The organism is Thalassotalea profundi, assembly GCF_014653195.1.
Lineage (GTDB): Bacteria > Pseudomonadota > Gammaproteobacteria > Enterobacterales > Alteromonadaceae > Thalassotalea_B > Thalassotalea_B profundi.
In genome coordinates this window covers 64,636-77,572 of record NZ_BNAH01000002.1, presented here as the reverse complement: position 1 = coordinate 77,572, position 12,937 = coordinate 64,636, and the positions used below count along the sequence as shown (strand labels likewise).

General features: G+C 35.6%; 11 protein-coding genes. 4 read left to right on the top strand and 7 right to left on the bottom strand.

The window, feature by feature from the left end; all coding sequences use genetic code 11:
* Position 1: 1 nt before the first annotated feature.
* Together IE155_RS02495 and IE155_RS02490 are read right to left on the bottom strand one after the other, a co-directional pair.
* Positions 2-631, bottom strand: a complete 630-nt coding sequence (locus IE155_RS02495) for a condensin complex protein MksE (protein WP_189376529.1) — start codon at positions 629-631, stop codon at positions 2-4.
* Positions 628-4,347, bottom strand: a complete 3,720-nt coding sequence (locus IE155_RS02490; protein WP_189376528.1) for an ATP-binding protein — start codon at positions 4,345-4,347, stop codon at positions 628-630. The genes IE155_RS02495 and IE155_RS02490 overlap by 4 nt, the downstream gene beginning before the upstream one ends.
* Before the next feature lie 234 nt (positions 4,348-4,581).
* On the opposite strand from IE155_RS02490, the gene IE155_RS02485 reads away from it, so the two are divergent.
* Genes IE155_RS02485 through IE155_RS02470 form a run of 4 tightly spaced genes read left to right on the top strand, consistent with a single transcriptional unit; the run spans position 4,582 to position 7,655 of the window.
* Complete coding sequence (locus IE155_RS02485) at positions 4,582-4,863, top strand: XRE family transcriptional regulator (protein WP_189376527.1); 282 nt, start codon at positions 4,582-4,584, stop codon at positions 4,861-4,863.
* Positions 4,864-4,901: 38 nt separating this feature from the next.
* Positions 4,902-5,729: an ABC-three component system protein gene (locus tag IE155_RS02480; protein ID WP_189376526.1), complete on the top strand. Its 828-nt coding sequence runs from the start codon at positions 4,902-4,904 to the stop codon at positions 5,727-5,729.
* The gene (locus tag IE155_RS02475; protein ID WP_189376525.1) at positions 5,719-5,946 is read left to right on the top strand and encodes an ABC-three component system middle component 6; all 228 of its coding nucleotides are present in this window, start codon (positions 5,719-5,721) and stop codon (positions 5,944-5,946) included. The genes IE155_RS02480 and IE155_RS02475 overlap by 11 nt, the downstream gene beginning before the upstream one ends.
* Positions 5,937-7,655: a DUF2326 domain-containing protein gene (locus IE155_RS02470; protein ID WP_189376524.1), complete on the top strand. Its 1,719-nt coding sequence runs from the start codon at positions 5,937-5,939 to the stop codon at positions 7,653-7,655. The genes IE155_RS02475 and IE155_RS02470 overlap by 10 nt, the downstream gene beginning before the upstream one ends.
* Positions 7,656-7,692: 37 nt before the next feature.
* Here the strand turns inward: IE155_RS02470 and IE155_RS02465 are convergent, their stop codons facing one another.
* From IE155_RS02465 to IE155_RS02445, 5 genes are all read right to left on the bottom strand, one after another.
* Positions 7,693-9,012: a hypothetical protein gene (locus IE155_RS02465; protein WP_189376523.1), complete on the bottom strand. Its 1,320-nt coding sequence runs from the start codon at positions 9,010-9,012 to the stop codon at positions 7,693-7,695.
* Positions 9,013-9,484: 472 nt separating this feature from the next.
* Positions 9,485-10,474: a lipoyl synthase gene (lipA, locus tag IE155_RS02460; RefSeq protein WP_189376522.1), complete on the bottom strand. Its 990-nt coding sequence runs from the start codon at positions 10,472-10,474 to the stop codon at positions 9,485-9,487.
* Positions 10,464-11,120: a lipoyl(octanoyl) transferase LipB gene (gene lipB / locus IE155_RS02455; protein WP_189376521.1), complete on the bottom strand. Its 657-nt coding sequence runs from the start codon at positions 11,118-11,120 to the stop codon at positions 10,464-10,466. The genes lipA and lipB overlap by 11 nt, the downstream gene beginning before the upstream one ends.
* An 82-nt stretch (positions 11,121-11,202) precedes the next feature.
* A complete protein-coding gene (gene ybeD / locus IE155_RS02450) occupies positions 11,203-11,466 on the bottom strand; it encodes a DUF493 family protein YbeD (protein WP_189376520.1) in 264 nt (87 codons plus the stop codon).
* 261 nt (positions 11,467-11,727) lie between these two features.
* Entirely contained in the window at positions 11,728-12,924 is a 1,197-nt protein-coding gene (locus IE155_RS02445) for a serine hydrolase (protein ID WP_189376519.1), read from the bottom strand.
* Positions 12,925-12,937 lie beyond the last annotated feature (13 nt).

The window sequence follows — 12,937 nt, the reverse complement described above, 5'->3', positions numbered from 1 at the left end:
TTTAAAGCATCCTCTGCTGACTTTTTGCTGAATCGTGATTTTCGTTGGGTTCGGTATGTAACATATTATGCATTGCGACAAATACAAGCGCTTGTTGAATTAACTCTAATCGGCTAGTAAAGCGATACTGATTATTACGAGCACTTTCCTCAATGACTATTCCTCGCTGTTTTAAGCGCTCAAAAAGCTTAGAAACTAGTAATACAATTGATGCCTCATTGTTAACTTTTAGTAGTTCCCTAAGTTTTTGTTGTAAGGATTGGTTATAATCAATTGCATGAATTACATCGGAATAACTGATAAGGTTCCCTGCTTGTACAAATGTTTCTTGCTGCGTACTTTCAGCCAATAAATCCATCCATGCTAACTCTTCGCGTGCTTTTGAAATCAAATCACTGAAAAATCGTCTGGCATCTTGCTGTGCACTGGTATCTAGAGAATTACGCACTGCATAAAATGCATTGCCACTTTCAAGCGTTTGTAGTCGCCTATCTAGATTAAATAAAGTTGATTCAACTCGCTCTCTAATATCTTCATTTTGCGTTAATCGCTGAAAATCTTCCTTGGTTTCGTATGCACATATCAATTTACCTTCTAACAAATGTTGAGTAATCCTACTTGCATAGTTCATAAAGTCACCTCGCTATCATTGGACAATTTAGTTAGCAGGTGAACAATGTCATCATCAGAGGAATTTTCATCATAGTCACGAAGTACAATACTTCCAGTAGATTCTTCAAAGAGTTCATAGGTATTATCGAACAAGTTAAATACAAGCTCATCTACCCCAGGACATGCACTGATAATATTAATGTCATTAGCACTAAGTAGCTCTAATAATCGTTCTATATTATTTGCATGAATATCCAAAAGTTCGTCCACCGCCCAGGTAAGCGTAACCTTTTCTGATTGCCGTATCATGTTGACAAAACCTACAAACAATACAACTAAAACCAAATAGGAAAGGGCATTAGAAGATGCCTCTTTAAGGAATTTTGCTGTCCTGATATCTCGAGTTTCACCTTTATCATTAAACGTGATTCTAAAGTCAATGTACTGTGCCAAATCTTTGATATTTAGTGTGTCATTGGAATTTTCAATAAAGTCTTCGATTGATGAGAATAACCACTCAGGAGGTAATTCTGGTTTTGCAGAGTCACCCAAAGTAAATGTGCCGCGTTCGCCTTCTTTATATTCCGTATATTTGTCACTTAAGGCTTTCATATCCTTATAAGTACTCTCATTTGCTAGCGTAAACTGCAAATTAGCTGTGAGTGATTTTAGTGAATCAAACTCAGTAACTTGCTCCATATGTTTGTCTAGTTGTTGATTAAAAAATCGCATTTTGTTGGCAAAATTAGAGATGTAAGTAATAAAACTGTTTAGTTTATCTAGTTGATTTAGTGCATGTTTTAAGCTTTTGATGTCATTATCTTGGTGTCCGTCAGTTTTGTAACTAATGACGACCAAAGCAGTTGTAAGGATCCTGTCTTCACTGTGATCTTGGGAAATCCAATAATCGTATATAGGTGTGCCTTTTACTAAATCACGATTAAAGAAGACACGGAAATGCTTAAGGTTACTTGCAAGTAGCTTTTTGGTAGTTGTATAGGTATCTTTATAGTTTTCATATCGCCTTTTAATATCTTGAGCTGTTAATTTTTCATCAAATTTCACACTAATATTGTCTGCGTTTGAAAGCTCATATTGTGATGAATCATCCACGATAAATTGATATTTGGACAACGCTGATTCGGTATCATTTTTAATGCGCTGTAATTCTTTGTGAAGATAATCTATTTCCCTTCTTTTTTCTGAAAGCGCTTTATAAAGATCTGCTTTCTTTTCTCTCTTAAGCTTTAGAGCATCATCGGAATTATTTTTATCAATAATAAACTTTGCATGATTAGAATAATCTCCCGATCTAAACTGTTCAAAGGCTTCAAATATTTGCTTAAGCTCTGTAAGAGTTGTAACTTCTTTTTGAATATCATCAATTTGCTTTTCAAGGCTAGAAACTAATGATGCATCAACCCCAGCATCATTCAGCCTGTTATCTCTATGTACTTTAAGTTCTTTTAGTCGATTACTGTTGTTTTCGTTAGCTTTTTTAGTTTCTAGTTCAAGTCGCTTATTAGTGTTTTTAAACGTCTGATTTATAGATGCTATTTTTGCCTCTTCGTCATTATTTATTCTTACTAGCTTCTCCTTGTAATCGTCATTAAGTCGACTATATTCAGTCTGAAGTTGAGGTATCAATTCATCATTAAGTTTTTCTAATTCAACTTTGGCATCAGAGATTAACTGCCTCTTTTCTTTATTTACCTGTTTTCTTGCACTTTCCCTGTTATTTTTGCTTTCTGTTAAATTACGTTTATTTTGGCGTTTTTCTCTTTTATGCTCTTCAAGAGCTGACTTTGCTTCCAATAATTTTGTGTTAGCTGAATTTAGCTCTTTGTCTAGTCGCTCTAAATTTAATTCCAGTTCAGTTTGTTCTTCCAACAAAATTTGTTCTTTTTCACCTAAATCTTCAACATTAAATGCATCTGAATCGGGTATAGCATTTACATCCAGAGATATTCCAAAAGCAACATCATGATTATTATTGACTTTCTCTGGGGTTAACTTTCTGTTTAATAAAGCCTTATAATTAAATACTTTACCAAATGTACGATTCCAATCAGGTACATGGTTCTTCAAATATACCAGCAAGCTATCGTCGTGTGCGTTGAGCGCAGCTTGAACATCGGCCAATTCCATGACGACTTCATCTAGTTGTCTGCCGACACCTTCCATCTCATTATTAATATCATTAAATAAAGATTTAGCGTCATGGTAAGCTGATTCAATTGCATCTGATTTGTCTTGCAGTTCTTCTCTTGCAGTCGATGCTATTTCATATGCAATTTCAGTATTTTCTAAAATATCTACTAACTCATTGTTAATAAAGGGATTCTTAATTGTATTATTGAGTTGAGCAGAATTTATCTCGTATTGGCGCTTTTTTTCATTTAGTACATCTTTGCTTTTCTGTACTTCTGTTTCTAGAGATGAACGCTTGGCGCTCGATTCACTGTTTATCTTCCCTATGTTCGTGGTATTTTCGAGCTTGGCGTCAGTTAATTCTTTTTCGAATTTACTAATCAGTTTTGTGTGAGCAATTTTAGTTTCTGAAGTTAATCTATCAAAGTCTGATTGAATATTTGTAGAAGCAGATTTTAGTGAGTTTAACTGTGATTCTAGTTGCTGCTTTTCCGTTGAATATTTTTCTAATTGGCTGAGCCGAGTTTTGTAATCATCACCTAATTTGCTTAAATATGCTTTATGTCTAGTCTCTAGTGTGCTGATCTCAGAAGCAATACGGGTATTTTCTTTTTCTTCTGTGTCAACATTAGTACAAGCCTCGTTAAATAGTCTATTGATTGCTTTTTCTTCGTTTTTTAAATTAATATGCTGTTGTTCAAATTCATTATTTTTAACTTTGAATTCTTCCGATAGCTGCTTGCCACGTTTGATCGCATAATGTTGAGTTTCTAATAACTGTGCTGTAGATTCTTTTAGCTGTTCGTAGTGTTCCTGAAATTTTTCGAAGCCTAAAGATTCAACTAACTTATTAAATAGTACTTGGGAACGATAGTCGTTTAGCCAACTTCTTAATTGTGTTTTATCCAACTTAAACTTTTCAAGGGCTTCAGTAGCATCTATAGGAATGTCGCTATGTGCCCAATCAGAAATTATACGCCCTAACACTGAAAAATCGGCACTTCGATTCAGCATACCTATGAACAAACTATGTAGTTTGGAGAGTCTAGCACCTCGAGGAACCATAGAAAATTGCAGCTGCTTGGTTTGAGTGCCATCAAGTAGAATCGTTCGATATTCAGTGAATGACTTTGGTCTATATTTTTCGATACCTTTAAGTTCTAGCTGCTGTAAAAAGGCTCCGCGACTCCTAGGCGAATCTCCAGTATTGTCAAAAAAGAGGTCATGCTTATAAGGGCTATCTATAAAATAACGACAAATACCTTCTTCGGAGTTTGCGTCTGGCAAAAATACAACGCATTTTTTTTCATGTTTGGTGGCATATTCGAAAATAACGTAAGAACCGTCTCTGGGAAGGTATCGTCCACTAAAACCTTTATAGTTTGTTTCTTTATTCTCTTTTATATTAACATCTGCAGGGTTGGCACCGTAGAAAATTACAGGCAGCTTAATCAAGCTCGTCTTTCCTAATCCGTTATCACCAGTGATATTAGTATTACCTGCTAAATTAATTTCATACGTACGCTTTGGCAGAAAACTATCAATAAGCATGATACGTATTAATCCATAAAACCCTTCTTGCATAGGACACTCAAATATTTTTAATTAAATAAACATAGTGTCAATTTAATATGATAAAACATCATATGTCAAATTGTCATATGATGTTTTATCGTATATATTGTATTTAAATTTAGCTAACCATTAATTGAATCAATTATTGATTTTTTCATCATCTTTTCAAAAACCATATTTTAATGTATATTACACATTAAAATATGGTTTTTGATATGAGCGTTAGCTAAACATTGAGGTAATATGACTTATAAAGAATTCACTAGGCTCCTAGGTAAAGCAGGAACTACAGCTAAGGAGTTTGCTGAATTACTAAAGAAAAACCCTAATTCGATTACTAATAACGCTAGTAAAGGCAAAGTGCCGAATGAGCTAGGTGTGATAGCTGCCTTGATTGGAGAAATGGAAGAGAAAGGGGTTGATTATCGTAGTGTTTTGGCAACTATAGATATTCAAGCTCGGAAGGTTAGAGGTAATGCTAAATTAGGAAAGTTTGGAGGAAGTCCACAGGAAACATTGTTTTAGTTGGAACGAAAACAAGCAATATATGGATGGAATAGTTAATGTCAAAATCACGTGATTATACAGACAAAACAATAAAACGGTTATTTGGTTTAGCAAGGAATAAATGTTCTTTTCCTGGGTGTGAAAAAGAAATGAGTGATGAGACTTCAGCTTTGCACTCTAATATATGTCATATTGAAGCTGCGGAAGAAGGTGGGCAGCGTTGGAATAGTAATATGACAGATAAACAACGAGCTGATTATAATAATTTGATTCTGTTATGTCCTCCCCATCATGGTGTAACAAATGATGAATCGATTTATACAGTTGATGTCTTGCAAAAAATGAAAAAAGACCATCAGTTAGAAATGGCTAAAAGAATTGATATTGAAAAGTCTTTTAGTAAAAGACCTTCATTAATAACTGAAGTGATAAATAAAATATCAACTGTTGATATAGACGAACTCGAAAGTTTACCTGTAAAAAACAGTTTTTCTATAGAAAATAAAATCAGTTATAACAATGTTGTTCTTAATAAACCTCTTTTAAGAAGCTATGGGGTATATCAAGGTAAGATTAATGCATTGTATTCAGAGTTAGAGCGAGCAGGAAGTCCTAAAAAACAAGCCGTACTAAAAATAATTCATCATTTTTATCTGCAATCTCAAGGTGAATATTTAAACGGTGATAATACATTAACTAACATTAGAAAAAATGCAGATAAGCTTATTGATGCTGTCTGTCAAAAATTACATGAAGCTATTGATGACAGTGCGAACAATGACCTAAGTATTACTTTTGAAGAACTAGAGTTTGGCATTTCAATAATTGTAGTTGATGGGTTTATGCGCTGTAAGATCTTAGAGGAGCCTGCTAATGATTCTTAATTCAGATAGTCACCCTCAAAGGCAATTGTATTACTTAGGAGCCAAAACACTTGAAGTATTATCTAACAATGGAGGGGTAGCTGATTTTTTTGATACTTACAGCGAAATAAAAGATCAAGAAAATATATCCCTCATGCTTTTCGTTTTAACATTAGATTGGCTTTATCTTTTAGGCGCAATAAAAAGTGAAAAGGGTACAATAGAAATATGTTCTTAAAATCGTTAACAATAGAAAGTGAAGGACATATTGTCCGAGATATTGTATTCCATAAAGGGATTAATTTTATTGTAGATGAGACAAAGCTCTCAGAAACAGAAGAAACTCAAACTGGAAATAATGTTGGTAAAACGACGGTGTTACGCCTTATAAATTTTTGTTTGGGTGGAAGTGATAAAAACATTTATCAGAGTAAAGAGTTCAAAAACAACATAAATGAAGAGGTCAAAAACTTCTTAATTGATAAACAAGTCGTAATTACCTTAAAACTAATAGATGAGCTTAACGATCCTTGTTCAAGGCAAATAGAAATCAGACGAAATTTTTTATCTAAATCAAGAAAGTTGATTGAAATAGATGGGCAGTCAGTGAAGTTGAAAGATTTTGATACGACGCTCAAAAAACTTGTGTTTGGTTACGAAGATGAAAAGCCAACGTTTAAGCAACTAAAAGCTAAAAATATCAGGGATGAAGCTGAGCGACTAGAGAATACTGTTAGGGTACTCGGTAATTTTGGTAAAGCGGAAGAATACGAAGCATTATATTTATTTTGGCTTGGTGTCCCTTATCCAGATGCAGAGAAAAAAAGACGCCTTATTGAAGAAAGAAACTTTGAAAATAAGTTGTACACTCGCTTGAGAAAAGAAAACAGCGAGTCAAAAATTTCACAGTTTATAGCAATTGTAGAGCACGATATTGAGGCTTTAGAGCATAAGAAGAAAAGTTGTAATATAAATGAAAATTATGAGGCCGATTTAAATACATTAAATGGTATTAGGGCTAAGCTGAATTCTCTCAATAATGAACAAAGCCAGCTCAATTTACGAAAAGAGCTTATAGAAGAAAGTCGAAAAGAATTGGAAAATAACCTGGCAAATGACGAAGTTTCTTTACTGCCAGAACTGTATGCTCAAGCTAATGTATTGCTCCCTAATATACAAAAAACGTATGAGGAGACAGTCGCTTTTCATAACCAAATGATTTTGGAAAAAATTAGCTTTGTGACTGAGGAGTTGCCTAATATACAAGAACAACTTATAAAAATTAATACTGAAATACAGTTTAATTTGAGTGAAGAAGTTGTTTATGCTGATAAATTACGTAAAGCTGATATACATAAAGAATTAGAAGAAATAATTAAAGAACTAAATGCAAAGTATGAACGTAAAGGGACATTAGAAGAAAAATTATCTCAGTTACAAGACTCTAAAGCGAAATTGGATGATATTGACAGTGATCTCAAATTAATTGATGAATCTATAGGCGGTCTAGATGGATTAATCCAAAAACGAGTGGCCTCTTTCAATACTTATTTCTCTGATATATCAAACAAGCTCTATGGTGAGCAGTTTGTAATGAGTGCAACATTCGAACAGAAAAGTAACTCTTCTCAGTATTTTTATAAGTTATATATCGACTCACTAAATGGACAAACAGGGACAGGAAAAAAGAAAGGTGAGATAGCTGCTTTTGACCTTGCTTACATTCGATTCGCTGATGAGCAGCAGATTAAAAGTTTACATTTTATTTTACACGATCAAATGGAAGTGGTTGATGACAATCAGATAAATGGATTGGTTAGAGAAGTCATAAATACAAATTGCCAATTAGTGGTGCCAATTCTTCGAGATAAGCTACCTTCAAAATTGCATAAACCTGAATATCAGGTTCTATCACTATCTCAAAATAACAAGTTGTTTATGATCTAGTCTGATCTAGAGCATCGAAATCGTATATGGCCCACCTTTATTTTTCGAGGCTTTTAAGCCTCGAATATACAGAAGTTGAAAATTCGCCTTCTGTTGACCATGTATGTTTCATTGTAACTAAACTAATAGCTTGTTCTTTGAATACGCGGCAATTAACCCAAATTCCTTTCATTTTTGCGAGTTGAGTCAAAAGGTGAGCAATTTGATAATTAGAACAATAATCACCGTTATTCTTATGTATCAGAGCTACTCTACACTTGTCATTTTCTCGTAATTCAAATTCAATTAGCGAATACCATTTATTTTGAAAGCAGATATCAGCAATTATGACTTGCCGTCTGTGTCGCTTATTTGAATCGAGATAAGACCATTGTCTTTTATTGACAGGTTTCGTCAGAGGAATATATTCGATAGCTTCGTCTTCGGGGCGTATATTTGCTTTAACGCGTTCAAATTGGTTTAGGAGTACTACAGCTTCTTTAAAGGTCTCGAAACTTGCAGGAAGGGCTTTACGACGTGTTTGTGTTTGATCCCCGAAGCCTCGAGCAGCATCTGAGCCATTTGAGTTTCCTTTTCCCGTCCCCAAGTTTTCAGGTTCATCTTCCTGTGGAGCATTCTTAAGTCTGCTAATATAACGACACTCTTCTTTTTTTGGCCTATCAACTTTTTTCCCAGCAATAGCTCCAAATCTGTCGGTTGGTAATAGAATATGTTCGTTGGTTTTCCCTAGGTCAGGTTCATCTTTACTTTGAAACGGTTTTTTACTGTCAGAGGTTTTGTGCTTCGATACTGGAAAGGCTGTTGCCTTATCTTCATCACTAAGCTTGTCTTCACCTTCAGATTGGCCAGCGTCGTTGTCCCTTCCTGCTGTGAGATTTTCAAATGGAAATGGGGCTGAGCAGTTCTCAATACCCAGTACCAAATAGCGCCAACCACTTTTAGAGTGATTGTCTTGGGCTTTTATGTATTTCCCTCTAACTTTTAGATTGGTTAAACCGGAGAAAGGAAAGCCACTTTCAGGATGCGAAAATTTGCTGTTCAGTGAGTCTCGCATCATAGTGTCGTGAGGAAGTGTTGCCCCTTGCCAAGCTTCATCGCTGGAGAGTATTCTGCCAATTACCCAAGCATCCTCATTTGAAAGGTGTTGGCGTAAGTGCAAGATGCATCGGTTTTCTTCTTGTAAAAAACCACACTTTGCAGGATTGATAATATTATTTGGTTGGTGTTTTAGGTCGCCTGAAAAAATAACGTGTGCCATGTCTGTTGATACAGCGTAATAAAAACGAATTAATTCTATGGCGGGGATGAGGAGCCCGAAAGGATCCTTATCACGTTCAATAGCAACTAGATTGGCCATAAAACCTTTTCCTGTTCGATAGCCGTCGTAAGGAATTAGGTTCTTTTCTTGTTCTTTGTGATTACCAGGAATCAGTCGAATAGTTTCGTCGTTAACCCTCAGGTTGTAAAAGCGTTCCTGCTTACCAGCTTTGATTTGTTGGCAGTATCCGTTTAACCAGATGGAACCTATACTAATAAAAGGAAATTGGCCAACGCCTATTTTTATAACATATTGTTTGTCATAGTCTGTAACGTGAGTAGAGGCAAGTTGCTTAGCGGTAGAGTGTATGCCTTCGTTTTGAATAAACGGGCTGATTATCACTTGTAGGAAAGGCTCTGAAGGTACATTAGGATTGCGCTCGATTGCGCCAAACCAGTCTATTCTCCAATAGCGGTTATCGGCGGGAAATTCCTTAATTCTTGGAATGTTCTCCGCCGTCATTTAACTGTGTTCCAATACAAAATAACGATGTAGTACAAAATATCGTTGTTTAGTCGCTAGAAGGATTGAAATTCACAACTTCTTCACCAGCGGCTTGTTTGTCAGCATGATAACTTGAGCGAACTAAAGGACCACAGGCCGCATGTTCAAAACCCATTTTCATTGCTTCTTTTTGAAACATATCAAAGTCGTCAGGATGCACATAGCGCTCTACCGGTAAATGGTGTTTACTTGGCTGTAGATATTGCCCAATAGTTAGCATAGTTACGCCATGGGCTCGTAAATCACGCATTACGTCTAATATTTCGTCGTTAGTTTCGCCTAAACCTACCATTAAACCTGATTTGGTGGGAACAGTAGGGTTTGCTTCGCCAAATTTTTTCAATAAATCTAACGACCATTGGTAATTGGCTCCTGGGCGAGCTTTGGTATATAACCGTGGTGCTGTTTCTAGGTTATGATTAAATACGTGAGGTGGGTGCTGATTTAGAATTTCTAATGCACGATCCATGCGTCCACGAAAATCAGGTACGAGTATTTCTACTTTGGTGTTTGGGGCATGAATGTCTATTTCTTTGATACATTCAGCAAACTGCTGAGCACCGCCATCACGAAGATCGTCACGGTCAACAGAGGTAATCACAACATATTTAAGTGCCATATCTTTAAGTGTAAGCGCGAGCTTTCTTGGCTCTTCTAAATCAGCTGCTAAAGGACGACCATGACCTACATCACAAAATGGGCAACGGCGAGTGCAAATGTCTCCTAATATCATAAAGGTCGCTGTGCCGTGGTTAAAGCACTCTGATAAGTTAGGGCACGAAGCTTCTTCACAAACGGAATGTAAATCATGCTTACGTAGTGATGCTTTTATTTGATCAATACGATCCGTAGAGCGTGGTAATTTAATTCTAAGCCATTCTGGTTTACGCAGCATTGTTTCTCGTTCTGAGGGCACTACTTTGATTGGGATATGAGCCATTTTTTCAGCATCACGTAGTTTTGTGCCGGGAGTAATACGAGAAGATTTAGTTGTCATAACTTTGATTCAACCCTGTTTGATAAGTAATATTTTCTGCATTTAATAGTGTAATTAAATGCTTAATTAAAGATTCATTGGCACTTTTTACTGTAGTAGGGCCACCTAAATCACATGTTTGTACCATTTCAAGCCCAGCATAACCACAAGGATTGATACGCAAAAATGGGGTTAAATCCATATTCACATTTAATGCTAAGCCATGAAATGAGCAACCTTTTCTTACCCTAAGGCCTAAAGAAGCAATTTTTTTTTCGTCAACATAGACACCTGGTGCGCTTGCTTTGGCATAGGCAGTGATATTAAAGTCAGCTAATGCGGCTATAATACCATTTTCAATTAAAGTCACTAATTCTCTTACGCCTATTTTTCTGCGGCGCAAATTAATCATAAAATAGATAACTTGTTGTCCTGGTCCATGATAAGTGACTTGACCGCCTCGATCGACTTTAACGACGGGAATGTCTCCAGGCATAAGCAAGTGCTCTTCTTTACCCGCTTGTCCTTGGGTAAATACAGCAGGATGCTCTACGGACCATAATTCATCAACTTCATCAGTTCTTGAATCAGTAAATTTCTGCATAGCTCGCCAAACAGTAGTGTAATCTAATACACCTAGCTGACGAATAATTAACGAGTTTTTCAACTTTAATGCTCTAGTTATTCTGTATTATAAATTATATCCGAATATAACTTAGCTTTACAGGATAAGAATATTTTAACCTAAATTATAGTACGTAGCGCACTTCTTCAATTTTAGTCAAGGTTTTATAAATGGTTTCAATATGATCTTTACTTGTAACGGTTACTGCAATAGAAACTGAATGATAATTGCCTTTTGAACTTGGTTTAATTTTAGGTGAATAATCACCAGGAGTATGCTTTTGCAACTCTGAAATAATCAAGTCAGGTAATTCATCACACGCTATCCCCATTACTTTGAAATTAAGTACAGTAGGGAAGTCTAATAACTCGTCAAATTTTGTCTTCATGTACAGCAATGCCTCTAAACAATAGCTTATTGGAGTATTTTATCACTTTTATTAGTAATGGAAAACGATAGTGTTATATCAATTACTCTTTGTATATAGTTTAACGTCTAGTACAAGATGTTAAGCAAGCTTTACATGGTTTTCGTTAATTTTAGGCAATAATAGCTTATAAAAATAAAAACTCAGCATTTGCTGAGTTTTTAAATTATAGCGAATATTAATAGACTGTGAGCTTGATCGTTATCAACAGTCTTAAAGTAATTAATTATTAAATTGAAGTTTTATGTAATCGACAAAACGGCTAAACATACCACCTTCTTTTACTTCTTGAAGGGTTACTAAAGGGTAGTTAGCGATATCTTCACCATCAAGTTGTAAAAATACTGTGCCAACAACTTCGCCTTTGCTTAAAGGTGCTGTAAGTTGGCGAGTTAGCTCAAAATTAGCTTCTAAATTTTTTCGATTTCCTCTTGGAATAGTTATAGGTGTGCTCTCTAAAATACCTAGGTCGACTTCTTTTACATCGCCCATCCATACGCGATTAGTGACAAATTTTTCGCCTGCTTGATAAGGAGTATAGGTTTCAAAAAATCGAAAGCCATAATTTAATAACTTTTTACTTTCAACGTTTCTCGCACGTTGACTTTCAGTTCCCATAACAACGCTGATTAAACGCATATCACCTTTAGTTGCTGAGGTAACCAAGCTGTATCCAGCCTGTGCAGTATGACCTGTTTTTAAACCATCAACATTCATGCTTTTATCCCACAATAAACGATTTCGATTATATTGCGGAATATCATTATACTCGAAAGACTTTTCTTTATATATTGCAAACTCTTCAGGTACGTCACGTATAATTGCAGTTGCTAAAGTAGCCATGTCTCGAGGAGTCGTTTTGTGTTCACTACTATCAAGGCCATGACTATTTTCAAAATAACTGCTGTGCATACCAAGTTGTTCAGAGTGAGCATTCATTAAGTCAGTAAATGCACTCTCACTCCCTGCTATGTGCTCGGCCATTGCTACACAAGCATCGTTACCTGAAGAAATGATAATCCCTTTGTTAAGTAAGCTTACTTCTACTTCTGTGCCTACTTCTAAAAACATCAACGATGAACCTTTAAATATAGGATTACCAGTGGCCCACGCATTTTCACTAATCTTTACTTTATCAGAATTACTAATATTACCATTTTGAATCTCTTTCCCGATAATATAGCTTGTCATCATTTTTGTTAAGCTAGCGGGCGCTAATAGCATATCGGCATTACCTTCTGCAATTACCTTTCCTGTAGAGTAATCAATTAGGATGTGGCCTTTGGCATTAATTTCTGGCGGAGGAGGAATAATAGTAGCAGCATAAGAAACTGAATAAAAAGTTAATGCAAGAGCACCGAGTACGGATGTTATTTTTTTATGATGAGTAGGGCGTTTTTTGGCCGTTGTTGAAGGCATATGAATCCTGTGA